Genomic DNA, 23,544 nt, shown 5'->3' with positions numbered 1-23,544 from the left:
CAGGCCCGCTGACCAGGCCCACCCGCCCGAAATGGCCGCCCGTTGCACCGACAGATGCAACCTGCCTCACGATCTTCATGAAACATATGAATTTGCCTGCACCCTTCTGATATGACAGGACACGGGGGGCGCGGGCACAACCGCATCCCATTTGAACAGGACCATTCTATGACTGACGCGCTGTCCCGCCTGCTTGAAACCCGCGACTGGCTGATGGCCGATGGGGCCACCGGCACCAACCTGTTCAACATGGGCCTGACATCCGGCGACGCGCCCGAGATGTGGAATGAGGAACATCCCGACCGCATCCTGTCGCTTTACAAATCCGCCGTGGACGCGGGCAGCGACATCTTTCTGACCAACTCCTTTGGCGGCAACGCCAGCCGTCTGAAACTGCATGGCGCTGAAAAGCGCGCCCGCGCGCTGTCGCGGATCAGCGCGGAACTTGGCCGCCAGATCGCCGACAAGGCCGGGCGCCCTGTCGTTGTGGCAGGCTCTGTCGGCCCCACCGGCGAAATCTTTGCCCCCATGGGCCCGCTGACCCACGCGGTCGCGGTCGAGATCTTCCATGAACAGGCCGAGGGTCTCAAGGAAGGCGGGGCCGATGTGCTCTGGCTCGAAACCATCTCGGCCCCCGAGGAATATCGCGCCGCGGCCGAAGCCTTCGCCCTGGCGGGCATGCCCTGGTGCGGCACGATGAGTTTCGACACCGCCGGGCGCACCATGATGGGCGTGACCAGCGCCGCCATGGTCGATATGGTCGAGGCCCTGCCCAACCCGCCGATCGCCTTCGGCGCCAATTGCGGCACCGGCGCGTCCGATCTGCTGCGCACGGTCCTGGGCTTTGCGGCGCAAGGCACGGAACGCCCGATCATCGCCAAGGGCAACGCGGGCATCCCGAAATATCATGACGGGCACATCCATTATGACGGCACACCCGAGCTGATGGCCGAATACGCCGTGCTGGCGCGCGATGCGGGCGCCACGATCATCGGCGGCTGCTGCGGCACCATGCCGGAGCATCTGGAACATATGAAACGCGCGCTGGAAACCCGGCCGCGCGGGCCGCGCCCGACGCTGGATCAGATCACCAGCCTGCTGGGTGGGTTCACCAGTGCGGGCGACGGCACGGGCGATGATGCGGCCGCCCCGCGCCGCAGCCGGCGCGGCAGCCGCCGGGCGGAATAATCGCGCGCGACACCGCCGAAAGCGCATCATTCCGGCCACGCCACGCCCAATTCTGCGGCGCAGGTCGGAACAGGTTTCGGCAGTGTCGCAAATCGACCAGTGTGCGTGACACAAAAGCCCCAGATGGGGCAGACCACAGACAGACGCTGGCGCAATCGCGCCGCACAGCCAAGGAACCCGCCATGTCCGACGATCAAGAAGACATCATCCTCGCAGACCTCGACGATGACGAACTGGTCCAGCAGATGTTCGACGACCTTTACGACGGTCTCAAGGAAGAGATCGAGGAAAGCGTCAACATCCTTCTGGCGCGTGGCTGGCAGCCCTACGAGATCCTGACCGAGGCGCTTGTCGCCGGCATGACCATCGTGGGCAAGGATTTCCGCGATGGCATCCTGTTCGTCCCCGAGGTGCTTCTGGCCGCCAACGCGATGAAGGGCGGCATGGCCATCCTCAAGCCGCTGCTGGTCGAAACCGGCGCGCCCAAGCAGGGCAAGATGGTGATCGGCACCGTCAAGGGCGACATCCACGACATCGGCAAGAACCTTGTCGGCATGATGATGGAAGGCGCGGGCTTCGAGGTGATCGACCTTGGCATCAACAACGCCGTGGACAGCTATCTGGAAGCGCTGGAAAACGAAAAGCCCGACATCCTGGGCATGTCCGCGCTGCTGACCACGACCATGCCCTACATGAAGGTCGTAATCGACACGCTGGTCGAGAAAGGCATGCGCGAGGATTACATCGTGCTGGTGGGCGGCGCCCCCCTGAACGAGGAATTCGGCCGTGCGATCGGGGCTGACGCCTATTGCCGCGACGCAGCCGTCGCGGTGGAAACCGCAAAGACCTTTGTCGCGCGCAAGCACAACCAGGCCGCAATGCGCGCCTGACACCTGGCGCAGGGCTGACCGGATCGAAGGCCCGCGCCCATGGCGCGGGTCTTGTCACATGAGGGGATGATCATGGACCTGCCCGATGATGACCACCTGACCCGTGAGGGGCTTGACCTCGCCGCCCCCCCGCCAACGCCGGAACGGGTGCTGCTGATCGCCTGTGGCGCGCTGGCCCGCGAAATCCTGGACCTGATCGCGCGCAATGGCTGGTCGCACATGGATCTGACCTGCCTGCCCGCGATCCTGCACAATCACCCCGACCGTATCCCGGACGCCGTGGAAGAGGCCGTGCAAAAGCATCGCGCCTCCCATGCCCGCATCTTCGTGGTCTATGCCGATTGCGGCACCGGCGGGCGCCTGCGCGCGACCTGCGACCGGCTGGGCCTGGACATGGTGGACGGCCCGCATTGCTACAGCTTCTTTGAGGGCAACGCCCGCTTCGCCGCCACCGCAGAGGAAGAATTCACCGCCTTCTACCTGACCGATTTCCTTGTCCGCCAGTTCGATGCCTTCGTCTGGGAACCGCTGGGCCTGGACCGGCACCCGCAGCTGCGCGACACCTATTTCGGCCATTACACCAAGCTGGTCTATCAGGCCCAGACCGATGACCCCGCCCTGACCGCCCGCGCGCAGGACTGCGCCGCGCGGCTGGGGCTGGCGTTCGAGCGTCGCCTGACCGGCTATGGCGATCTGGAAACCGCGCTGTCGGGCCTGTCCGCCTGATCAGGCGGCCCGGTCAATTGGCCTGCGCCGCCACCAGGCGGATGCGTTCGATCATCGCGCGCAATCCGTTCGACCGTTGCGCCGAAAGGTGATCATTCAGGCCCAACCGCGCCAGTTCGGCGGGCGCATCGACGCGCCCCACCTCGGCCAGCGGCAGCCCGTCGTAAAGCGCATGCAGCAGCGCGATCAGCCCACGCACGATCATCGCATCGCTGTCGCCCTCGAAATGAAAGGTCCCGTTCTCGATCACCGGATGCAGCCAGACCTGGCTGGCGCAGCCGTCGACCTTGGTGGCGGGCACACGCAACGCCTCGGGCAAAGGGTCCATCGCCTTGCCCTGTTCGATCACGTAGCGATAGCGATCCTCCCAATCTTCAAGGAACTCGAAATCCTCGACGATCGCCTCGAACCTTTCGCTGGCCATGCTCTGCCCCTTTTCACTGATGCCCCTTCAGTTAGGCAAGCGACAGGCAAAGGTCCAGTCCGGGCTTGCGTCTTTTCAATGCGGCCCCGATAAGATAGGCAGAATGGAACAGGTCAATCAGCGGATGGGGCAGCACAGGATGCGGAACCTTACTTCGGCCCTCTTGGTCTCGGCCCTTGTGCTGTCAGGCTGCGGCAGCATCAGCGAGTCGCGCTTCAACCCGTTCAACTGGTTCGGGCGCGCGACGGTCGAACCGGTGCAGGATGCCAATGTGAACCCCTTGATCCCCACGGGCACCGGCGGCATTTTCGCCAACCGGCGCGCGGCGCGCGCCGCGGTCGTGGCGCCGCTGGCCGCACAGGTTTCGGACCTGACGGTCGAGCGTGTTCCGGGTGGCGCGCTGATCCGGGCCACGGCCCTGTCCGATACGGTCGGCGCCTTCGAGGTGTCGCTTGCCCCTGTGAATGACGGCGTGCCGGTCGATGGCGTTCTGACCTATGAGCTGCGCGCCTTCACGGCGCCGGCGGGCCGCGTCCCCATGCCCGAACGCGCCCGCAGCCATGTGGCGGCGGTGCATGTCACCGACGGCGATCTGGAAGGCGTGCGCCTGATCCGGGTGCAGGCGGCGCGCAACGCGGCCACCAGCACCCGCCGGTAAGGTTACAGCTCCACGATCCTGACATCGCTGCCCTTGGCGGACAGGGCGATCTTGCCCTCGCACAGGCGCAATGCATCCTGGCCGAACACCTCGGCCCGCCAGCCGCGCAGGGCTGGCACATCGCGTTCGCCGGCGGCAATCGCATCCAGATCGGCGCTGGTCGCGATCAGTTTCGACGCCACGCCAGAATCTTCGGTCTTGGCCTTCAGCAGGACCCGCAGCAGATCGGCCAGCGCCGGATTGACCTGCATCTTCTCGCGGCTCAGATCGGGGCGGGGATAATTCTCGGGCGCGCAGTCCATGCCTGCCTTGATCGCGGCCAGGATACCATCCGCAATCTCGCCCTTGCGCGCCTCGCGCAGCAGAAGACGCGACCGGCCAAGGTCATTCATCGTGACCGGCTTGGTCGAGGCCAGCTCGACCAGGGCGTCATCCTTGAACACACGGCTGCGCGGCACATCGTTGGACTGGGCGTAATCCTCGCGAAAGCGCGCAAGCTCACGCACGATGGCCAGGAACTTGCCGGAATTGGTGCGTGTCTTGACCCGTTCCCAGGCATCTTCGGGATGGGTGATATAGGTGTCAGGGGTCGTCAGGATCTCAAGCTCTTCCTCGACCCATTTGGCGCGGTCGGTCTTCTTGAGCTCCTTGGCCAGGTATTCGTAGACCTTGCGAAGATGGGTCACATCCGCCAGCGCATAGGCTTTCTGCGCGTCACTCAGCGGGCGGCGCGACCAGTCGGTAAAGCGCGAGGATTTGTCGACGCTGGCTTTCGCGATCTTCTTGACCAGGGTCTCATAGCCCGCCTGCTCACCGAAACCGCAGACCATCGCGGCGACCTGGGTGTCGAACAGCGGCTTGGGAAAGACCCGCGCGTTGACAAAGAAAATCTCAAGATCCTGACGCGCGGCGTGGAACACCTTGACCACGGAGGTATCGCGGAAAAGTTCGTAGAGCGGTTCCAGTGACAGGCCATCCGCAAGCGGATCGACCAGCACAGCCGTGCTGTCATCATTCCCCGGCATCGCCATCTGGATCAGGCAGAGCTTGGAATAATAGGTCCGTTCCCGCAGGAATTCAGTATCCAGCGTCACGAAAGGATGGTGACGCGCCTCTTGGCAGAAAGCGGCAAGTTCTTCGGTCGTGGTCAGTGTTCGCATTGAGGGCCCTGTTGCGGCAACTGCGCGCCGGACGCAACGCAGGTTGAAGGCTCTTACGCGATTGTCGCGCCAAAGGAAAGCGCACGAAACCACGGCGCGCGGGCGGTCACAACCCGGCTTGACAATAGCGGCCCAAATGGTGCCGCTAGGCGAAGCCAAACCCGGCGCGCAAGATGATCCGCATGAAGTCATGATGTCCCGCCTTACGTCGCCTGATCCCGAACGCTGGCTGCACCTGCGCCTGGTCATCGGCGTGGGCATCACCCAGATCATCGGTTTCGGCACGATGTTCTACGCCTTCGGCAGCGTGGTGCCTGCCCTCTCGGATGAGCTGGGCATCACGCCAGGCACGGCCTTTGCCGCCTTTTCCGCCGCATTGCTGATCGGCGCGCTGGCCGCGCCGACCGCGGGGCGGCTGGTGGACCGGCAGGGCGCGCGCGTCGTCATGGCGACGGGATCGGTGCTGGCGGCGCTGTCGCTGACGGCACTCAGCCAGGCGCAGGGCCTGGTCTCGCTGGTGCTGGCGCTTTTCGCGATGGAGGTGACGGCCACCCTGATCCTTTACGATGCGGCCTTCGCGGCGCTGGCGCAGGGGCTTGGCCCGGCCCGCGCCCGACGCGCGATCACGCAAATGACGCTGTTGGGCGGCTTTGCCTCGACCGTGTTCTGGCCGCTGACGCAAGCCATCCAGGTCTGGGCAGACTGGCGCACGGCCTATCTGGTCTTTGCCGCGCTGAACCTGTGCATCTGCTTTCCCCTGCACCTGACGCTGACCCGCGCCCCGGATCTGGCCCCTGTCGCTGGCGCCAGGCCGGCAGCGCCGCTGCAATTCGCCCCCCTGCCCGCGGAACAGCACCGCCGCGCGATGATCTGGGTCGGCACCGCCTTTGCCGTGGCGGGGCTGGTGTTCTCGGCGCTTTCCGCCTCCTGGGTCACGACGCTGACCGCCTTTGGCCTGCCCGCCGCCGCCGCCGTGACCGCGGGCACCTTGATGGGGCCGGCACAGGTTGGTGTACGGGTGCTGGACATGCTGTTCGGCCTGCGGCTGCACCCGCTGACGACCACGATGATATCGACCCTTCTGCTGATGCTGGCGCTGGCCGTGCTGTGGCTGACGGGACCGACATTGGCGGGGGCCATGATCTTTGCGGTTCTATTCGGCCTCGCGCAGGGGCTGACATCCATCGTGCGGGGCACCGTGCCGCTGGTGCTGTTCGGCGCGCAGGGCTTTGCCGCGCGACTGGGGCGGCTGGCCTCGATCCGGATGGTGATGGCCGCAATCGCGCCCTTCGGAATTGCGTTGCTGATCGACAGGTGGAGTGCCAGCGCCGCCTTGCTGGCGATGCTGTGCCTTGCCGCGCTGGGGGCGATGGCGCTGAAAATGATCCCGCGTTAGCGGTGGCGGGGCTGCTGGCTCTGCTGGTGGCGGGGCGCGGCCCCTGTCAAAGGTCGATCCGTGTCATGTCGCCACGCGCGAACCGCTCAAGCACCAGGGGGTAAAGCCGATGCTCCTGCGCCAGCACGCGCGCGGCCAGCCTGGCCTCTGTATCGCCCGGCAGGATCGGCACCCGCGCCTGGCCCAGGATCGGGCCGTCGTCCAGAGCGGGCGTGACCAGATGAACGGTGCATCCGGCCTCGCTGTCGCCCGCCTCAAGCGCGCGGGCATGGGTGTGCAGCCCCTTGTATTTGGGCAGCAACGAGGGGTGGATGTTCAGCATCCGGCCTTCCCAGTGCTGGACGAATGACGGCGTCAGGATACGCATGAAACCCGCCAGGCACAGGATATCTGGGGCGGCCTTGTCCAGTTCGGCCTGAAGCGCCGCCTCGAAAGCCGGGCGATCCCCCTTGTAGGCGCGGTGATCCACCGCCGCCGTGGGAATGCCCATGGCCCTGGCGCGCGCGAGGCCAGCGGCCTCAGGGTCGTTCGAGGCCACAAGCACGCAGCTTGCGGGATGGTCGCCCGTCATGCTTTCGACGAGACGGATCATGTTCGACCCGCCACCCGAGATCAGAATGGCGACACGCCTGCTCACAAAAGCGCGCCCGTATAGGACACGCCCGCACCGCCCGTGGTGACATGGCCCAGCGGATAGACGGCTTCACCCGCCTCGCGCAGCAGGGCTGTCAGCGCATCAGCACGATCCGGCGCAACCACCAGGATCATCCCGATCCCGCAGTTGAAGGTCTTCAGAATCTCGGCCTGCGCCATGCCGCCGGTCTGCGCCAGCCAACGGAATACCGGCGGCAGATCCCAGGCATCCAGATCGATCCGCGCCCCCAGATCGTCAGGCAGGACACGCGGCAGGTTCTCGGTCAGCCCGCCGCCGGTGATATGGGCCAGCGCATGCACGCCCCCTGCCCGGATCGCGGACAGAACCTGGCGCACGTAAAGCCGCGTCGGCGTCAGCAGCACCTCGCCCATCGTGCCGGTGCCAAAGGGGCAGGCATCAGCCCAGCCCAGGCCCGAAACCTCGACCAGTTTCCGCACCAGGCTGTAGCCGTTGGAATGCACGCCATCGCTGGCCAGACCCAGCAGCACATCGCCTGCCGCGACACCCGCCGGCAGATCCTGACCGCGTTCCATCGCCCCGACGGCAAAGCCCGCCAGATCGAAATCACCGCCGTGATACATGCCCGGCATTTCGGCCGTCTCGCCCCCGATCAGCGCGCAACCCGACCGGGCGCACCCGTCGGCAATGCCCTCGATGATGCGGGCGGCGCTGTCCAGTTCCAGCTTGCCGGTGGCGAAATAATCCAGGAAGAACAGCGGCTCTGCCCCCTGGCAGACCAGGTCGTTGACGCACATGGCGACAAGGTCGATCCCGATGCTGTCCACATTGCCCGTGTCGATGGCGATCCGCAGCTTGGTGCCCACACCATCGGTGGCCGCCACCAGGATCGGATCGCTATAGCCTGCACCCTTCAGGTCGAACAGCGCGCCGAACCCGCCCAGCCCGGACATGGAGCCTGCGCGCGTCGTGCGCTTGGCCGCCGGCTTGATCCGTTCGACCAAGGCATTGCCCGCGTCGATATCGACGCCCGCATCGGCATAGGTGATCCCGTTCTTCGCGCCCTTGGCGCGATCTGCGGCCTGCTCTGCATCCGACATGGAAAATCCTTTCATCGCTTGGCCTGCGGGTTAATCCAAAGCCCGCCGCTTGGCAATCTGAAAGCCCCTTGCGCGGGGCACCGGGGGCGAAACCCTTGACGCGCCCCGCCCTTCTGCTAGCAAGACGACAGGTCGGGCCTGTAGCTCAATGGTTAGAGCAGAGCGCTCATAACGCTTTGGTTGGGGGTTCGAGTCCCTCCGGGCCTACCAAACGATTCCCTGCCACCGACCCGGGTCAGCCCTTCGCCCCCTTGGGGTCAGGGATCGGAAAGATCACGTCATACGCCCAGTTGAAGCAGAAAGCGTAGACCAGGTAGAAGCCGGCAAAGGCCACATCCATCACGAAGGCGGTCCAGAGGCTGACCCCCAGAAATAGCGCGATGAACGGGATCAGCACCACCAGCAGCCCCGCCTCGAACAGCACCGCATGCAGAACGCGGATCGCGGGCGTCTTGTGCACATCGCCGCGCCGCCGCAGCATCGCGTGATCGAACAGCAGGTTGTAAAGATAGTTCCACCCGGTCGCGATGGTGGCGCTGACCACGGTCACCACGCCCATGTCGCGCAAGGCGGTGTCAAACACCCATGCCCCCAGCGGCGTGATGATGGCAAGCGCAATCACTTCGAAGCTGATCGCGTGACGAATCCGGTCTGCCGTGCGGCGCATCGCGCTCTCCCGTCGTGGCCGGGCCGTCCCGGAAAATTGCCCGCCCCCCGCGCCGGGGAAAGTCGTTCGCGTTTGGCCTCGATATACACCCCTGCCACACGCAGGCAAGCAGGCCCGGCTAGCGCGCGATCACGATATCCGCGCGCAAGCCACCCAGACGCTCGCTCTGGCCAAGGCGCAGCACGCCGCCATGGGCCCGGGCGATATCGGTGGCGATGGCCAGCCCCAGCCCGACACCCGACCCCTTGTTCTGGTTGCGCGCACGGTCCAGCCGCGTGAAGGGTTTGACCGCTTCGCCGCGCTGGTTGGCGGGAATGCCGGGGCCGTCATCCTCGACCCTGATCCGCAGCGACTTGTCGGTCAGAAGCATCGACACCTCGGCATGGCTGCCATAGCGGACCGCGTTGTTGATCAGGTTCTCGACCGCCCGACGCATCGCCAGACGGCGCAATGGCACCTCGCCCTGCCCGTCGATCGCGGCCAGCGTCACCGGCTTGCCCGCGCGCACGAAATCCTCGACCAGATCGCGCAACAGCTCTGCCGGCTCGACCGATTCCGGCTCGGCCTCGGAAATGCCGCGGGCGAAATTCAGGAATTCATCCAGCATCGACTGCATCTCGTCGACATCGCGCTGCAGGTCAGCGACCTCATCCTCATCCAGCATCGACAGTCCAAGCTTGAGGCGGGTCAGCGGTGTGCGCAGGTCGTGGCTGACCCCCGACAGCATCAGCGTACGCTGCTCGATCTGCCGTTCGATCCGGGCGCGCATGTCCAGAAACGCATTGCCCGCCGCGCGCACCTCGACCGCGCCCGAAGGCTTGTAGGCCATGTGACGCCCCTTGCCGAAGGCTTCGGCGGCCTGCGCCAGCCGCGTGATCGGCCGCAACTGGTTGCGGAGATAGATAAAGGCGATCAACGTCATGAGCGCGCCGAAGAACACCATGTTCACGAACAGCTGATGCGGATTGGTCGGCGAGACCCGCCGCCGGTCCAGCGCGACTTCCAGCAATCCATGTTCTGTTTCCAGCACCAGCAGGACAATTCTGTCATCTGGCAACTGCACCGCCGCAAGACCGGGCAGAAGCGCGCCGAAAGTCTCGATCACCCGCAGCCCCGACAGGTCATACCAGCGGCGCACCGACGGCGAAACCGCATTGGCCGGCAGGAATTGCAGGCTGATGTCCAGCAGGGACGCCACGCCAGAGACGCCCGCCAGCGCGGTTTGCGGATCAGCTGCGCCGCGCATATCCAGGATCAGCATCTGGACCTCGCGCGCCGCGGTGCGCGTCATCTGGCGTGTCACCCCTTCGAAATGGCGCTGGATGAACACCACCGACACCACCAGTTGCAGCGTCACCACCGGCAGGATCAGGATAAGGGCAGCCCGGCCATAAAGACCGCGCGGGGAAAAGCGTTTGAGCCAGCCGAAGAACATGCGCTAAACCTAGACGCAGCCAGACGTCAAAGGAAGCAGAATGCAAGCGGACCCGGGCTTTGACCCAACAGCCGGCGTGCCCGAGGAGATCAGACCCGGCTTGCGCCGCATCCTTGCGCCCAACCCCTCGCCCATGACCTTTCGGGGCACCAACACCTATGTGGTGGGACAGACGGAACTGGCCGTGATCGACCCCGGCCCTGACAGTGCCGCGCATCTCGAGGCGATTCTTGCCGCCTGCGGCCCGGGACAGCGGATCACGCATATCCTGGTGACCCATGCCCATGTCGACCATTCGCCCCTGGCAAGGGCCCTGTCCCAGGCGACAGGCGCGCCCGTGCTGGCTTACGGCGATGCCCGGGCCGGTCGCAGCGCCGTGATGCAGGATCTGGCAACCGCCGGACTGGCCGGTGGCGGCGAAGGCGTGGACGCGGGCTTCGTCCCGGATGTCCGGCTGGACGACGGGGCGACCGTGACCGGATCGGACTGGCAGTTGCAGGCGATCTGGACACCGGGCCATTTCGGCAACCACCTGTGCCTTGCCTTGGGCGATCTTCTGTTCACGGGCGATCTGGTCATGGGTTGGGCCAGTTCCCTTGTCTCGCCGCCCGACGGCGACCTGACCGATTTCATGGCCTCCTGCCGCCGTTTGCGCGCGCGCCGGGACCGGATGTACCTGCCCGGCCACGGCGCGCCGGTGACGGATCCGGCCGCGCGGATCGACTGGCTGATCGCACATCGCGAGGCGCGCGAAGCGGCGATCCTTGCGGTGCTGCGCGAAAGCCCCGCCACGGCCGAGACACTGGCCCGGCGCATCTACACCGACACACCCGCCCCGCTTCTGCCCGCCGCCACGCGCAACGTCTTTGCCCATCTTGTTGATCTGACGGGAAAAAACATCATCGCCCCCGAGGGCCCCCTGGCCTGGAGCGCACCATTCCACCTGCTTTGACAGCGTAATCAAAGCTTTTGCAAAAATATGCCAAATGCCTCTGGACGCGACAAAACCCTGTTGTTATATCCGCCCTCGTGTTCCGGCGTAGCTCAGCGGTAGAGCAGTTGACTGTTAATCAATTGGTCGTAGGTTCGATCCCTACCGCCGGAGCCAAAAATCATAATAAAATCAGCTAGTTGCCACCCTGTTAAATTGGGTGGCTCTGGTCGATTTATTTATTTGTAACCGGATTTGTCACTGAATTTTCACCATCGAAACACCCCAGATTCTTCAATGAAGAAAGCCCCGCTCTTGGCGAATTTCCTCATTTCCCGAGACCGCTAGCCCCCACCATCAGGATCATGGGACTTGCAACACCAACCTCGCGAGTGGATCCATAAACTGCTGTGGCTTATCCCCTTCTACGCGCAAGGAGTGTGGGATCCGATACGAAGGGCGGAAAGCAGACCCTCGCTGTAGTTTGGGCCAAGGTCAGCTACGGGGACGAAGGTGCCAGCGCGGGCAAGTCATATTCGATGCCAGTTTTCGACTGCTCGGGTGGCGGCTTCGGCGTCCATGTCAGCTTGGATCGCTGCGATCGCATCCGCGACCTCTCTAGGCGTCGCGAAGATTTCGAAAATGTCACCCTGAATATCGTGGGCCGATCCGCTACTCGCATACAATGTGTCCACGTCCAGAGCCTCTGCGTTCCGATTCCGCAGCAGATGATCGAAGAACCGACGATACAATACCTCGTCATATCTCCGCGGGCTCTCGCCTTCTGCTGACGGGAGCAGCCCGAGTTCGATGGACTTTGTACAGGTCAGATTCCACGCTAGGTCCATGGTTGCGGGAGGTGCATCGTTAGCCTCATGTGAGTGCTTTGGGTTCGAAAAAGTCTCTCTCCGAATGGCTTCCAGTTTGCTTCGTATTTCCTTGGTAGGAACTGAATAGACAAAAGTCGTCGTCTCGGACGCCAACGCTGCCTCGACCTCGTCCGAAAGCACTTTCACCAACTCCGAAAACCGGTTGCCGACGATAGGGACTTCCCCGATAAGAACGTCCGCGTCATCCGGATGCATTTCCAGCCAACGCGCAACAGCCTGCCGCCCCCATAGTCCGGCCGCCCTTCGAACGATCGGGTGGCTTCCATCCGCGACATCCGGGTAGCTGGCCAGGATTTCATCCGTCTGAAACGATGCCAGGGCCGCATCCCAGCGGATCAGGTGGACGCAGCGCCCGACATTCCCTGCGATTGAAATCAGCTCGCGGAGAAAGAACGATTTGCCGGATGCTGGCAGCCCGGTGAAAAAGATCATGCGGCAGTTTCGAGCCATCTCAGCCAGTATCCTGCCATTCTCGGTCTCGGCAAAACCGCGGTCCATCCTAGCCTTTCCTCGCAGGCTGTCATCGCGCGAGCCAAGCCTGTGAACCACTCGGCTTTGCCTTCTCTTGTCGCGATGGCCGGATCATGATCCCGCGACCTGCGGCGAAGAGGCTGTTTGCCGAAACGCCCAATGCGCAAAGATCGCGAGCAGCATCATGCCGGCACCCAGAACGAAGGCGACGCTCACATCGCCGACGTAATCGGCAAGGGCGCCCGCCAAAGCTGGGGCGATCATCGTCAGCACGTAGTAGATGGAGTAGAACACGCCGGTCCCGAAGGCGCGCATGCCGGGCGCAAGGATAAGGCCTGGCATGGCGACCACGGGCCCAGGCGCCAGCCCGGCCAGCAGGCCGCCCAGCACGAGTGCGGCGAGCAAGAAGCTATTTGGCAGATAAAGAACTGCCGGAAATACGAGCATGCCGCCAACCAGACTTACGAGGATGACCCGATTGGGCTGTCCGGTCCGATCTGCCAGCCATCCTCCGACCGGAATCGATATCGCGCCCGCAATGATGTAGAAGCTGATCGCGGAACTGGCCGCGATGACCGGCATGCCGCGCTCAGCGAGAACAAGGGTGCCGAAGCTGAAGATCATCGCGAAGGCGCAATTGTAGAGGCCCCACAGAACTGCGGCGAATGCCAGTGGCGTCCAGGGCAAAGCGGAGAAGCTGATCCGCGCGTTACCAGGTACCGCGCCGGGCGGTACCTGGTAGACGACGGCGAAGAGCAGAAGGGCCGCCACGGTTAGGATCGTCAGCGCGATCCAGGCTGTCCGCAAATCCTCGTTGGCGGCGAGTGGCGGCAGTATCAGCAGTCCAAGCGCGATCCCGACGGGCCAGGAACTGATGAAGATCGCCAGAGCCGTTGAAACATTCCTCCCGGCGAACCAGTCGATCACCATCTTGGTCATCAGAACGTTGAGAACCAGCCCACCGACCGCTGAAATGATCCGACCGGCAACAGCCCATGCAAGAGTTGTCGTTGTCGTGAATATCGCCGCGCCGACGACCATGAGCACCAGACTTGCGGTGACTGTCCGCTTGTCACCAAACCAGTTTGCAACCGCACCGCCCGCAACCGCGACAATAATACCGGGTCCCGAGTAAAGACCGATCAGGATCCCTATCTCCGTGAGCGTTATCGCGAGGCTGTCCATGATGAACGGAGACAGCGCCGCCACGGACTGGAATTGGATGGCCATGACCGTTCGGGCGAAGAACAGCACAAACAGAATGACCCATCGCATCGGCACGAGAAAAATCCTCCAAGACACCGATGCGATCAAAGGCCATCGGCAGTCTGTCGCAAGTACGCTACGTCTAAAGTCAAAAAGCAGGCAAGCATTTTGCCATTGGGTACGATTGGAGCTCAATTCCTAAAAGTCCACCTTGGGCTCTAAAACGGCCGTTCGCTGCGATCGTTTCTACCGACTGCTTTGCGGGACAAAGCCCCCTTTTGCCAACTCAAACGCAATGTCTGCTTTTTCGATTTATCGGGTAGCTCTCAAATCAGTCTGCGCATCGCGAATGATCAACCAAGACGAATGCAAGAATAGTCCGGCAATCCCAAAGGCAACGATCAGATCGGGCCAACCGCTGCCGAGCCACGCGACCGGTTCAGCCGTCACAACGACGGCGGCGTTGCCAATAGCGTCGTTGCGTGAGAACAGCCAAACGGCCCGCATATTTGCATCACCGTTGAGGAACCGCATGAGTGGTAGCACGGCGACAACGTTCACGACCAGAGCAACGATCCCGAACAAACCCATCAGTGTCGCATCCGGCATGGTCTGGGTGAATACCCTCCACAGCGTTGTTGCGAGCACACCGAGACCAAGGATGCCGAGGAATATGCCTTGGATCAGAGCAGATCGCGCTCGCCACGCAAGGCTCCAACCAATGGCTAGAAGACCAAGAAACGTAATGAGGCCGTCGCCGATAAAATCGAGCGCGTCCGCCTTGACGGCCTGTCACTCAGCCAGAAATCCGCCAACCATTTCTATCACTCCGTAGCCGACATTCGGAAGGACTACGATCCAGAGAGCACGACGGTAGGCCGGGTCTTGGTGCGCTGCGCCGGGCCGAGCATCATCGTCGCCCTCTATGCGGTCAAATCCGTACCCTGTAACAGCAACTGCTTTTTCGATCTCCGGGAGCCGCCCCTCAGGTACATTGAGGGTCATGATGTGAGTGGCTGCCGATACCTTCACCGCGTTTGGCGCAATTCCGGCGGTCTGTGCCGCGCGTTCTATCTGCGCCGCATCCATGGCGCAGTCCATGCCCCAGACACGGTAGCGAATAAGTAAAGCTTCGGAGAGTTGATTGTCGGTCATGGTGGCAAAGTAGACCCGGCGCAACCGACAGCCAAACGGTTAGATGGGTGTTGTCAGACAAATTCGAACCAGTCTCAGCTTAGACAGTGACACTGCCCCTTATGCCGCGCCGAGACCGCGCCACTCGACCAGGGCGGCGGCGCGGTTGACCTTGAAATTTTCGCGTGAACAAAGGTGGCGTTCCTGATTGAAGTGGTTGTGAACCGAGGAATGGACAGCGGCGAATTTCTGCAAACATCGCATCTGTCGGAAACGGAGCATCGCACGCTCCCGTCGTCGAAATGGTAGGTGGGAATTCTCCGCCCGATTGTTCAGCCAGAGCCCTGTTTCCTGTTTCCAGATGTTGCCAACGACTTTCATCGCAGCACCATAGGATCGCGGCTTATCCGTCACCAGCACTTCCGGCTGACCAAAGCGCTACATTGATTTTCTGATAAATTTCAATGCCGACTGGCGATCCCGGCGCTTGGTGACGAAGGCTTCCAGCACCTCCCCCTCGTGGTCGCCGGCCCGCCACAAGTATTGCGTCTGCCCGTTGCTCTTCACGAAAACTTCGTCCAGGCGCCACGGCAGTTAGAGTGGGCGCGCATCTGACTGACGCGGTTCTGCCGGATGTCAGCGGCGAACATCGGGCCAAATCTGTTCCACCAAAACCGAACCGTTTCATGGCTAATCTCGATGCCGCGCTCATACAGTAGGTCTTCGACATTGCGAAGTGGCAGCGGAAACCGGGCACACATCATCACCGCCAGGCGGATGATCTCTGGGCTGGTTTTGAAGTAGCGGAATGCGAAGAGTTTTGTTATCCAGAGAGGCTACGAAGCCGCCCTGGCCGTCGTAAGCCAGTTTCTTTTGACAGCACCTGCGGACGGAAGAAGATTGGTCATCTGGTGTCCTTTCGGGCTGGCAGGCGATCACGGACCAGTTCTGCCCAGAAGGCGGCCCCTATCGGCAACAGCGCGTCGTTGAAGTCGTAATCGGCCGCGTGAAGCGGCTGGCCATGCGGTCCAGTCTCTCCATTCCCCATCAGCAGGAAGCACCCCGGAACGGCGGCGCTGAAATGGGCGAAATCCTCGGAAAAGCTCATCGGTTGGCGATCACCGACTGCCTCCAGCCCGGCCGCTCGGGCGGCGCGGACCACGGCTTCGGCAGACAGCGGCGCGTTGATCGTCTCGATGAATTCAGTGTTGAAGCTCATCGTGGCGGTGATGCCGTGGGTCGCGGCAACACCGTCCACGATCTGTTTCATGAAACGCTCGACCGCGTCCCGGTCCTGCGGCAGACGCGCCCGGACATCGCCTTTCAGCACCGCACGACCCGGCAACACGTTGCGCTGTCCGTCCGTCAGGAATTCGGTTACCGAAACGACCGCGCCGGCACTTGGCGCCAGTTTGCGCGACACGATGGTCTGAAGCGCCAGTACCATTTCCGCTCCGACGGTGATCGCGTCGACACCGACATGCGGCATGGAAGCGTGCCCGCCACGACCGGCGATAGAGATCTCAAAGAGGCTTTCGCTGGAACAGATCTGCCCGACCCGGGTCGAGATCTGCCCCGTCGGCGCGCCGGGCAAGTTGTGAATGGCATAGACCTCGTCGATCGGGAATCGGTCTAGCACGCCTTCCTTGATCATCGCCTGCGCGCCCAGACCGTGTTCTTCGTTTGGCTGGAATAGAAAAACCACGGTCCCGTCGAAATCCGGGTTGCGGGCCAGCGTCTCTGCCGCCCCAAGCAGCATGGTCATATGCCCGTCATGCCCACAGGCATGCATCGCCCCGGCTTTGGTCGAGACGTGGTCATGCGTACCTTGCTCGGCGATCGGCAGCGCATCCATGTCGGCGCGCAGACCAATCGCGCGGTTGCCGCCGCCTGCGCGCAGGATGCCCACAACACCCGCTCCTTCATGCACCTCAAGGCCCAGGTCGCGCAGGATCGCAGCGACCTTTGCCTTCGTCCGCTCCTCCTGAAACCCAAGTTCGGGATGGCGATGAAAGTCGTGGCGCAGGGCCATCAGCCTCTTGTGAAATCCGTCCATAATCCAACCCTGAAACTCTCATGATGACTTTACAAGCGCGATTCGGGTGCTGGCAGACTAATTTGAACCAGTCTCTGCTAGGACAGAGAAGCTGCCCCTTATGCCGCGCAAATACCGCGCCACTCGGCAAGAGCAGCGGCGCGGTTGAGTTTGAAATTGGGTCGACTTGAGAGGCTGCGTTCATGATTGAAGTGATTGTTGACGGAGTTGTGAACAGCGGCAAATTTCTGCAGACGTCGCATGCGCCGGAAGCGGAGCATGGCCCGTTCTAGTCGTCGAAAAGGCAGATGCGAATTCTCTGCTCGATTGTTCAGCCAACGACCGGTTTCTTGCCTGTGTGCTGCGCCAATCTCCTTCAGCGCCGCTCCGTACGATCGTAGCAGGTCCGTGACGATCACCTCGGATCGACCGTGTTTGCGAATTGTTTTCTTAAAGAATTTCAACGCAGCTTTCTTGTCACGTGTCTTTGTGACGAAGCGTTCCAGGACTTCGCCTTCATGATCGACAGCCCGCCATAGATAATGCCACTCGCCGTTGATCTTCACGAAAACCTCGTCCAGATGCCACCGCCAACCGCTGGATTTCATACAGGTAATCCGCCGTTTTTGTATCTCAGACGCAAACATCGGACCGAACCGATGCCACCAGAATCTAACAGCTTCATGGCTGACATCGATGCCGCGTTCGTGCAGCAAATCCTCCACATTGCGAAGGGACAGCGGGAACCGGACATACAGCCTCACAGCAAGACGGATGATCTCCGGACTGGTTTTGAGGTAGCGGAATGAGGAGCGTTTTGTCATCTCGGCAAGCTACGAAACCACCCTGCCCGCCTCAAGTGATTTTGCTCTGACAGAACCCACCTAAGTCCCTGTGCAATCGAAAAAATGGTGTGGCCACACGGGAACCGCCTGCTTCACGATTGTCAGCGATCGCTTCGTACCCTTAGCGTGATCCGAAAATCGTCGCCGGCACGTCTGGGTTCCACAAGCCAAAACCCAACGATCACTAGCACGAATGATCCCCATGCCAGCAGGGAAAGGCGCTCATCAAGAAGCAGCATTGCCCATGCGATCCCGGCCAGCGTCTGCGAATAAGCCATCTGGCTTGCAAAGACCGGCCCCGCAGTGGCCACGAGATCAAGTGCCAGGACCAGCGCAACCGCTGTCGAAACCCCAAGTGCGAGCGTGATTGCCTCAGGTATTCCGAGGGGCACTGAAGGCAAGAAAAGCGCATCCTGTGCAAGAACAAACGGCAAGAGGAAAAGTGCCGAAAGCGCCATCATCATGCCCACAGTCGCACCGGCATCAATATGCCTCGGACGCCAGGACATCAAAAGTGTATGGAGTGACAGAAGGAACGGCAACGCGAGCGCTGAAGCAAGCCAGGCAACGTCGATCTCTGCACCGGTATCTTGCACAAGCAGAACCGCGGCCACAGCTGTAAAACCAAGTCCAAGACCCAAGAAGCGCCGCAGGCTCGGCTTCTCGATAGCAAGCAAGGCAGCCAGCAAAAAGACCATGAAGCCCCGCGAGCTTCCGATCAGGGCAATCATGCTCGCCTCGACATGCCCCGCGATCACGACTGTCATCAATTGGTAGAAACAGCCGAGAACAAGCGCCCAGAGAGCGAGAAAGCCGAAGTCCTGCAACTTGACAGGGGGTAGTCCCCGGCGTGAAATCGAAACTGAAAGGCACAGCACTGCAGCGACGATTGCCGACCAGAACACAAGCCCCAACGCCGGGATATCGCGCACAGAAGCAAGTCGGCCGAGTGAGGGTGCTATCCCGAAGATGCTGCCAGCCACCAGAACAAGAAGCGTTCCGCGTAAAGTGCGAACCGTCAGGTCCGCGCGGCGCTCTCGGTCGTAGATCTCTTCAGCGAGACTGTGAAAAACCTTGGCAAGCCTACCAAGGGAGTCGTCCCGCGCGGCCACGGCACCAACGTCCAGTTCAGACGGACGAAAGGCCCCGCCTTCTACGATCTGCGCGGCCTGAGTAAGCGTGTCGATGTCTCGGAAATAGGCGAGTTCACGATCACGGAACCGCTTGCGGACCAACGAGGCGTTCATCCGGGCTCTGAGGATGGTCGGCTCGAAATCCTTCGGAAGAAAATCCTCGGCGCCAAGCTCGATGGCGCGGGCCACGCTGTCAATCTCGCTATCAAGCGATGAGACAACAATCACCGGGATATCCCGAAGCGCGGCGTCGGCCTTCATCGCGCTGAGGACCGCATAGCCGTCCATATCCGGCATGACGATGTCGAGAAGAACGATGTCGGGAGGCCTCTGGCCCATAATCGCAAGCGCTTCGACGCCGTCCGCGGCAATTTTGGCTCGGTGACCTAGCGCACTAACCGCCTTTGCCAGCTTTCTTCCGCTGACCCGGCTGTCGTCAACGATCAGAACAGATGCCGGCTCTATGGTCTCGCAAGGCCCCTTACCTGTCATGCGACCGAACCCGGACCGTCAAGATCATCAAGGCTAACGTCCAGCAACGCGAGCCGTGCGGCTTGTTCTGCTTGACGGATGCGGTCAGCATAGCCCTCGGGGTCTTCAGGTCTGCCCTCGACACAGGCCTTCTCCAGGCCGGCGCAAAGTTCGGCAAGCCGCGTTGCACCGAAATCCCGGGCATTCGACTTGAGCGTATGTGCAGCAATCCTGAGAGCTGTCCGGTCGCCCTGAGCGGCCGCTTCGGTGATGCGCCGCGCGAGGTCCGGGGCGTCCTCTATATAATCCTGGAGGAGGTCTTGAAGTTCTGCGGTGTCGTTGCCCAAGACATCAAGAAGCCGCTTCAGCGAACTATGATCTATCTCTGAAGTGCTCATTGTTTAACCCTTGTTTCTGCCCGCCGGTGACTGACATCCTCAGAGCACTGTGACCTGCGGAACGCAGCACCCCGCTTCAGCGTCTCCAGCAGCGCCCCCTCGTCCACCGGCTTGCTGAGGTAATCGTCCATACCTGCCGCAAGATAAGTACCGCGCGCCGAGGACTGCGCGTTCGCCGTCAACGCCACAATATAGGGTCGCGGCTGCCCCTCCAACGCCTGCCTGATCTGGGCAGCAGCCTCGACTCCATCCATTTCGGGCATCTCGATATCCATAAGTATGACATCGAACGAGTTGCTTGTCGCAAGTGCGACCGCTTCTGCTCCCCCTTTGGCGAGATCAGTTTCATACCCGTTCTTCTGAAGCATCTTCTGTCCGACCTTACGGTTGATCCGGTTATCGTCGACCAAAAGAATCGTAAGGGGCTCTGTCGTATCCTCAGAGGTATTGGACGAGCCGGCCACCATTCCAGGGTCCTGATCCTGACCGCCAAAAACCAAAGCCAAGGCGTGCAAAAGCTGCGCTGACTTCGCAGGTTTCGCCATGACCGAGGCGAATCCCGCTTCGCGGATTTCGGCCCAAAATCCTGGCTCGGCGGGGGTGAGCGATGTGAACAGGATCATCGGTGGCGTAGCATCGGCAAGGGTCGCGCGGACCTGCCAAGCAAGGTCGAGCCCAGTTATTCCTGGCATCTTGTAGTCAAGGATCAGAACATCAACCGACGGTCCGTCCTGAAGACGGGGCAGCACATCGTCCGGGTTGCCTAATGTTTCCGGTACCATGCCCCAAGCGCGGAGTCGCTGGTCAAGGATCTGAAGGTTAGTCTGGTTGTCGTCCACGACAATCGCCGTCTTGCCTTCCAGCGCTTTGATGCGCGCCTGCCGGTCGATTTGGTCAGACAGAACGCAACGCCGCATCGGGAGTATGAAGGAAAAGGTTGAACCATGTCCCGGCTTGCTTGCGACCTCGATCTTTCCTCCCATCTTTTCAACCAGACGCTGGCTGATGGCTAGGCCAAGGCCGGTTCCACCATAGCGCCGCGTCGTTGAAGCATCGACCTGGCTGAAAGATCGGAACAGCCGGTGCATCCGGTCAGTAGGAATGCCGATGCCCGTGTCGCTGACTGCGAAAATGATCTGCGCTGTTGCAGTATCCGCAAGCAAAGGTTCGGCAAGTTTGACGCTTAGCAACACTTCTCCCTTTTCAGTGAACTTCACCGCGTTGTTGAGCAGGTTGAGAAGCACCTGTTTCAACCGGGTCGGATCGCCAATCACACCTCGCGGGACCTCGGGAGCGATACTGCACGCCAACTCCACACCCTTCTCATCGGCCTTCGGCATAAGAAGTTCGGCCGCTGACTCAACCACCTCGGCCAGATCAATGTCCAGATACTCGAGATCGAGCGCGCCTGCCTCGACCTTGGAAAAGTCGAGGATGTCGTTGATGATTGTAAGCAATGTGTCGGCCGCATCGCCAATGGTGTTGGCGAAGTCACGCTGCTCGACGTTAAGCTTCGTCGAGGCGAGCAGGCTGCTCATTCCCATGATCCCGTTTAGCGGGGTACGGATTTCATGGCTCATTGTGGCCAGAAACGCGCTTTTTGCTGCATTGGCGGCTTCAGCGTTTTCCTTGGCCTCAGTCAGTTCGGCTTCCCGCTGCTTCAGTTCGCTGATGTCGGAATAGACCAATACCGCGCCTCCGTCAGTTGTCCGCCGCTTGTCGATCTGCACCCATCGGCCATCCTGCAACAGCCGAACATTCGAGGCCGGCACGTCCCGCCGTGTACCACGTTCTCCAGTACTGGCTTCCAGCCGCATCCCTGAACCGGGAGGCACATCCTTCGCAATCTCCATTGCGGAACGGCCTGGGCGGACGAAAGCGCCATCGGGATCGTTCAGGAAACCCCTGTAGCGAGTATTGCAAAGTACAAGGCGGTCGTCGGAGTCATAAAAGGCGAAACCCTCTGAACTGCTCTCGATGGCGTCCATCAACCGCTGACGGGTCTCGGCGATTTCGCGCATGTTGCTTTGCTCCATCTTCACAGCAGTGTCGCGGAAGACGGTCAGAGCCCGCATTAGGCGCGAGACCTCATCCCGTCCGCTGGGTTCTGGCAGGGCAACATGCAGATTTCCTTCGGCGAGGGACAAAGCGGCATTGCTGAAAGCAGCAAGCCTTGAGCCGAGGCTGCGGTTCACATAGGCGATGGCGCCGAGAATGATTGCAAACGAGAAAATGAGAACGATGACAAGGGTCGATCGACTGGACGCGAGCGAGACAAGCACAGCTTCAGCAGAAGCACTTGTTGCCCGACGGGTGTTGGCGACGATGGTCGCCGCAAGATCGCTCATCCTCTCGGTCAACTCGTTCGTCTGGAGCAGCAACCCGTCCGCTTGCTCTAGCACGCTCAGTTCCCGCATGCGAAGATTGAAGACGCCTGCGTTCCCTCCTCCGAAACCGATCAACCTTTCCGCAAGCTCTGCTATTTCCGAAATGTCAGTGCGCGCACCGAGCCGGACAATCAATTCCGAAGTTTGAGCCTCGACTTCGTTCAGGTCAGTTATCAGCCTTTCGAGTGCGGCTCGGTCTTCCGCGAAAGGCACCAGAGACAATATGCCGACAGTCCGATTGCCTAGTGTCTCGAGTGCGAGCAGCGCCCCGTAACCAACTACGCTAGCACCGTTGATAGCTTCAAGACTGGCCGAAACCTCGCTGTTCAGATCAGCGCCCACGGTCACTGTCTGCCCCCGGATAAGGATGATCGAGCGGCGCAGGACGCTTTCGACTTTTGAAAAGTACTGACGCAGGTCACGTTCAGCCTTTTCCTGATCAAACCCGTTCGCAGCATCGGCAAGTGCCGCCCGGCGCCTTTCAAATATGCTGTCATCGCCCGCGCCGAAGGCAATGATACGTTCAATGAGTTCGGATAGTTCATCGACATCGACAACCTGTCCAACGGCACGGTTTCCCCGCAACTCCTCGACATTGCGTGCGGCGACCGAGCTTGATGAGACGAAGGCGCTCCATGTGTCACGAACCGCATCTTCAGTTTGCGCGGTAAGAGCGCCAATCATAGATTGTTCGATTAGCCCAAGCTGAACCCACATTGTGAGAAGCGGGATCAGTCCCCGAACTCCTAGGTCATTGAGGAATTCGACAGAGGCCTTCGTGTTTCCATTTACACGCTCAGTTTCGGCGCTGAGAACGTCCAGTTGCTCGTCGATTACTGGTTCTATGGAACGATTGAAGTCCGTGTGGGTTCGCGCAAGGTCCCGGATATTTTTGGCGAGCGTCTCCGCAACTTCGATCCTCTGCGCGATAGTGGCCGCAAGGGCCTCGGACACCGTACCTAATTCGCGGATTGATGTTTTCAGGCTGGCAACCGTCTCAGCGCTGCTGCCGCGCAACTCCAATTCGCCTATGACGGCGCCGACACGCTGGCGATGCCCCTCTAGCGTCTCTATTCGCGCCGCGAGTTGGTCTGCGTTCTCAGACGTGGCGACCGAGGCGGCTGCATTTCTAATGTTCGTTGTATCCTCGGAAACGCGATGAGCGATAATGAGAGAAGGCATGTTGTCTTCAGTGATCGACGTCAGTTGTTTCTGAATGACAACGTTGGCACGATGGGCAATCACCGCGCTCACGGCTGCTGCCAGAAAAATGATCGCAATCACCAGAAGCAGTTTTCCCCGGATGGTGTAGGGGAGGAAGGCCGCCAAACCGGACCGTTCGTGTTCTGCCGTTGCCATTGCGTAATATTCCTCGACGGCAGGACC

21 protein-coding genes, 2 tRNA genes and 1 pseudogene are annotated in these 23,544 nt (G+C 61.5%); 8 read left to right on the top strand and 16 right to left on the bottom strand.

The features are described from left to right. The first annotated feature begins 168 nt into the window (after positions 1-168). The 3 genes from bmt to ACFQ3C_RS17765 all read left to right on the top strand — a co-directional run bounded on the left by bmt (position 169) and on the right by ACFQ3C_RS17765 (position 2,804). Positions 169-1,188, top strand: a complete 1,020-nt coding sequence (gene bmt / locus ACFQ3C_RS17775; RefSeq protein ID WP_380794721.1) for a betaine--homocysteine S-methyltransferase — start codon at positions 169-171, stop codon at positions 1,186-1,188. Positions 1,189-1,370: 182 nt separating this feature from the next. Continuing rightward, on the top strand, positions 1,371-2,078 hold the full coding sequence (locus ACFQ3C_RS17770; protein WP_380794719.1) for a corrinoid protein: 708 nt from the start codon (positions 1,371-1,373) through the stop codon (positions 2,076-2,078). Between the two features lie 39 nt (positions 2,079-2,117). After that, the gene (locus tag ACFQ3C_RS17765; RefSeq protein WP_380794717.1) at positions 2,118-2,804 is read left to right on the top strand and encodes a DUF1638 domain-containing protein; all 687 of its coding nucleotides are present in this window, start codon (positions 2,118-2,120) and stop codon (positions 2,802-2,804) included. Positions 2,805-2,817: 13 nt separating this feature from the next. Here ACFQ3C_RS17765 and ACFQ3C_RS17760 read toward each other — a convergent pair whose 3' ends face one another. Further along, positions 2,818-3,228 carry a SufE family protein gene (locus ACFQ3C_RS17760; protein ID WP_380794714.1) on the bottom strand — a complete coding sequence of 137 codons (411 nt, stop codon included), beginning with the start codon at positions 3,226-3,228 and terminating at the stop codon, positions 2,818-2,820. 139 nt (positions 3,229-3,367) lie between these two features. On the opposite strand from ACFQ3C_RS17760, the gene ACFQ3C_RS17755 reads away from it, so the two are divergent. Further along, on the top strand, positions 3,368-3,886 hold the full coding sequence (locus ACFQ3C_RS17755; protein WP_380794712.1) for a hypothetical protein: 519 nt from the start codon (positions 3,368-3,370) through the stop codon (positions 3,884-3,886). 2 nt (positions 3,887-3,888) lie between these two features. On the opposite strand, the gene rnd is transcribed toward ACFQ3C_RS17755, so the two are convergent. Further along, positions 3,889-5,046: a ribonuclease D gene (gene rnd, locus ACFQ3C_RS17750; RefSeq protein WP_380794710.1), complete on the bottom strand. Its 1,158-nt coding sequence runs from the start codon at positions 5,044-5,046 to the stop codon at positions 3,889-3,891. A gap of 193 nt (positions 5,047-5,239) precedes the next feature. On the opposite strand from rnd, the gene ACFQ3C_RS17745 reads away from it, so the two are divergent. Further along, positions 5,240-6,442: an MFS transporter gene (locus tag ACFQ3C_RS17745; protein WP_380794708.1), complete on the top strand. Its 1,203-nt coding sequence runs from the start codon at positions 5,240-5,242 to the stop codon at positions 6,440-6,442. A gap of 46 nt (positions 6,443-6,488) precedes the next feature. On the opposite strand, the gene purN is transcribed toward ACFQ3C_RS17745, so the two are convergent. Both purN and purM read right to left on the bottom strand, forming a co-directional pair. Further along, positions 6,489-7,079: a phosphoribosylglycinamide formyltransferase gene (purN, locus tag ACFQ3C_RS17740; protein WP_380794706.1), complete on the bottom strand. Its 591-nt coding sequence runs from the start codon at positions 7,077-7,079 to the stop codon at positions 6,489-6,491. Next, positions 7,076-8,155, bottom strand: a complete 1,080-nt coding sequence (gene purM, locus ACFQ3C_RS17735) for a phosphoribosylformylglycinamidine cyclo-ligase (protein ID WP_380794704.1) — start codon at positions 8,153-8,155, stop codon at positions 7,076-7,078. The genes purN and purM overlap by 4 nt, the downstream gene beginning before the upstream one ends. A 134-nt stretch (positions 8,156-8,289) precedes the next feature. Here purM and ACFQ3C_RS17730 point away from each other — a divergent pair. Beyond that, positions 8,290-8,365, top strand: a tRNA-Ile gene (locus tag ACFQ3C_RS17730). Positions 8,366-8,390: 25 nt separating this feature from the next. On the opposite strand, the gene ACFQ3C_RS17725 is transcribed toward ACFQ3C_RS17730, so the two are convergent. Both ACFQ3C_RS17725 and ACFQ3C_RS17720 read right to left on the bottom strand, forming a co-directional pair. Continuing rightward, positions 8,391-8,822, bottom strand: coding sequence for a PACE efflux transporter (locus ACFQ3C_RS17725; RefSeq protein ID WP_380794701.1), 432 nt, complete (start codon positions 8,820-8,822; stop codon positions 8,391-8,393). A 118-nt stretch (positions 8,823-8,940) separates the two neighbouring features. Further along, a complete protein-coding gene (locus ACFQ3C_RS17720) occupies positions 8,941-10,257 on the bottom strand; it encodes an ATP-binding protein (RefSeq protein ID WP_380794698.1) in 1,317 nt (438 codons plus the stop codon). A gap of 40 nt (positions 10,258-10,297) precedes the next feature. Between ACFQ3C_RS17720 and ACFQ3C_RS17715 the strand changes: the two genes are divergently transcribed. Both ACFQ3C_RS17715 and ACFQ3C_RS17710 read left to right on the top strand, forming a co-directional pair. Then, a complete protein-coding gene (locus tag ACFQ3C_RS17715) occupies positions 10,298-11,209 on the top strand; it encodes an MBL fold metallo-hydrolase (protein ID WP_380794695.1) in 912 nt (303 codons plus the stop codon). A gap of 81 nt (positions 11,210-11,290) precedes the next feature. Beyond that, positions 11,291-11,365, top strand: a tRNA-Asn gene (locus ACFQ3C_RS17710). Between the two features lie 353 nt (positions 11,366-11,718). Here ACFQ3C_RS17710 and ACFQ3C_RS17705 read toward each other — a convergent pair. From ACFQ3C_RS17705 to ACFQ3C_RS17660, 10 genes and pseudogenes are all read right to left on the bottom strand, one after another. Continuing rightward, a complete protein-coding gene (locus tag ACFQ3C_RS17705) occupies positions 11,719-12,576 on the bottom strand; it encodes a hypothetical protein (protein WP_380794693.1) in 858 nt (285 codons plus the stop codon). A gap of 84 nt (positions 12,577-12,660) precedes the next feature. Then, the gene (locus ACFQ3C_RS17700) at positions 12,661-13,824 is read right to left on the bottom strand and encodes an MFS transporter (RefSeq protein WP_380794801.1); all 1,164 of its coding nucleotides are present in this window, start codon (positions 13,822-13,824) and stop codon (positions 12,661-12,663) included. Positions 13,825-14,067: 243 nt separating this feature from the next. Beyond that, positions 14,068-14,439 carry a cation transporter gene (locus ACFQ3C_RS17695; RefSeq protein ID WP_380794799.1) on the bottom strand — a complete coding sequence of 124 codons (372 nt, stop codon included), beginning with the start codon at positions 14,437-14,439 and terminating at the stop codon, positions 14,068-14,070. Positions 14,440-14,547: 108 nt separating this feature from the next. Then, positions 14,548-14,910: a hypothetical protein gene (locus tag ACFQ3C_RS17690; protein WP_380794691.1), complete on the bottom strand. Its 363-nt coding sequence runs from the start codon at positions 14,908-14,910 to the stop codon at positions 14,548-14,550. Positions 14,911-15,009: 99 nt separating this feature from the next. Next, a pseudogene (locus tag ACFQ3C_RS17685) lies at positions 15,010-15,716 on the bottom strand (IS6 family transposase). A 77-nt stretch (positions 15,717-15,793) separates the two neighbouring features. Beyond that, a complete protein-coding gene (locus ACFQ3C_RS17680) occupies positions 15,794-16,945 on the bottom strand; it encodes an amidohydrolase (RefSeq protein WP_380794688.1) in 1,152 nt (383 codons plus the stop codon). Positions 16,946-17,043: 98 nt separating this feature from the next. Then, positions 17,044-17,748, bottom strand: coding sequence for an IS6 family transposase (locus tag ACFQ3C_RS17675; RefSeq protein ID WP_380794686.1), 705 nt, complete (start codon positions 17,746-17,748; stop codon positions 17,044-17,046). A 122-nt stretch (positions 17,749-17,870) separates the two neighbouring features. Then, entirely contained in the window at positions 17,871-19,394 is a 1,524-nt protein-coding gene (locus ACFQ3C_RS17670; RefSeq protein WP_380794684.1) for a response regulator, read from the bottom strand. Then, positions 19,391-19,771, bottom strand: a complete 381-nt coding sequence (locus ACFQ3C_RS17665) for an Hpt domain-containing protein (RefSeq protein WP_380794682.1) — start codon at positions 19,769-19,771, stop codon at positions 19,391-19,393. Before ACFQ3C_RS17665 ends, ACFQ3C_RS17670 begins: the two co-directional genes overlap by 4 nt. Beyond that, positions 19,768-23,517 (bottom strand): response regulator, encoded by a 3,750-nt coding sequence (locus ACFQ3C_RS17660; RefSeq protein ID WP_380794679.1) that lies wholly within the window; start codon positions 23,515-23,517, stop codon positions 19,768-19,770. Before ACFQ3C_RS17660 ends, ACFQ3C_RS17665 begins: the two co-directional genes overlap by 4 nt. Positions 23,518-23,544: the final 27 nt, after the last annotated feature.

The sequence above is a fragment of the Seohaeicola saemankumensis genome, from assembly GCF_042678485.1.
Classification (GTDB): Bacteria; Pseudomonadota; Alphaproteobacteria; order Rhodobacterales; family Rhodobacteraceae; genus Seohaeicola; species Seohaeicola saemankumensis.
The sequence above is the reverse complement of the archived record's forward strand: the minus strand, read 5'-3'. Positions and strand labels throughout refer to the sequence as shown.

Excerpts from the sequence above, each read along its gene's own strand:
- ACFQ3C_RS17755 (WP_380794712.1), top strand. The coding sequence starts at position 3,368 with ATGCGGAACCTTACTTCGGCCCTCTTGGTCTCGGCCCTTGTGCTGTCA.
- bmt (WP_380794721.1), top strand. The coding sequence starts at position 169 with ATGACTGACGCGCTGTCCCGCCTGCTTGAAACCCGCGACTGGCTGATG.
- ACFQ3C_RS17745 (WP_380794708.1), top strand. The coding sequence starts at position 5,240 with ATGTCCCGCCTTACGTCGCCTGATCCCGAACGCTGGCTGCACCTGCGC.
- ACFQ3C_RS17725 (WP_380794701.1), bottom strand. The coding sequence starts at position 8,822 with ATGCGCCGCACGGCAGACCGGATTCGTCACGCGATCAGCTTCGAAGTG.
- ACFQ3C_RS17715 (WP_380794695.1), top strand. The coding sequence starts at position 10,298 with ATGCAAGCGGACCCGGGCTTTGACCCAACAGCCGGCGTGCCCGAGGAG.
- rnd (WP_380794710.1), bottom strand. The coding sequence starts at position 5,046 with ATGCGAACACTGACCACGACCGAAGAACTTGCCGCTTTCTGCCAAGAG.
- ACFQ3C_RS17660 (WP_380794679.1), bottom strand. The coding sequence starts at position 23,517 with ATGGCAACGGCAGAACACGAACGGTCCGGTTTGGCGGCCTTCCTCCCC.
- ACFQ3C_RS17700 (WP_380794801.1), bottom strand. The coding sequence starts at position 13,824 with ATGCGATGGGTCATTCTGTTTGTGCTGTTCTTCGCCCGAACGGTCATG.
- ACFQ3C_RS17770 (WP_380794719.1), top strand. The coding sequence starts at position 1,371 with ATGTCCGACGATCAAGAAGACATCATCCTCGCAGACCTCGACGATGAC.
- ACFQ3C_RS17765 (WP_380794717.1), top strand. The coding sequence starts at position 2,118 with ATGGCGCGGGTCTTGTCACATGAGGGGATGATCATGGACCTGCCCGAT.
- ACFQ3C_RS17680 (WP_380794688.1), bottom strand. The coding sequence starts at position 16,945 with ATGGACGGATTTCACAAGAGGCTGATGGCCCTGCGCCACGACTTTCAT.
- ACFQ3C_RS17760 (WP_380794714.1), bottom strand. The coding sequence starts at position 3,228 with ATGGCCAGCGAAAGGTTCGAGGCGATCGTCGAGGATTTCGAGTTCCTT.
- ACFQ3C_RS17720 (WP_380794698.1), bottom strand. The coding sequence starts at position 10,257 with ATGTTCTTCGGCTGGCTCAAACGCTTTTCCCCGCGCGGTCTTTATGGC.
- ACFQ3C_RS17670 (WP_380794684.1), bottom strand. The coding sequence starts at position 19,394 with ATGACAGGTAAGGGGCCTTGCGAGACCATAGAGCCGGCATCTGTTCTG.
- ACFQ3C_RS17705 (WP_380794693.1), bottom strand. The coding sequence starts at position 12,576 with ATGGACCGCGGTTTTGCCGAGACCGAGAATGGCAGGATACTGGCTGAG.
- ACFQ3C_RS17675 (WP_380794686.1), bottom strand. The coding sequence starts at position 17,748 with ATGACAAAACGCTCCTCATTCCGCTACCTCAAAACCAGTCCGGAGATC.
- ACFQ3C_RS17665 (WP_380794682.1), bottom strand. The coding sequence starts at position 19,771 with ATGAGCACTTCAGAGATAGATCATAGTTCGCTGAAGCGGCTTCTTGAT.
- purM (WP_380794704.1), bottom strand. The coding sequence starts at position 8,155 with ATGTCGGATGCAGAGCAGGCCGCAGATCGCGCCAAGGGCGCGAAGAAC.
- ACFQ3C_RS17690 (WP_380794691.1), bottom strand. The coding sequence starts at position 14,910 with ATGACCGACAATCAACTCTCCGAAGCTTTACTTATTCGCTACCGTGTC.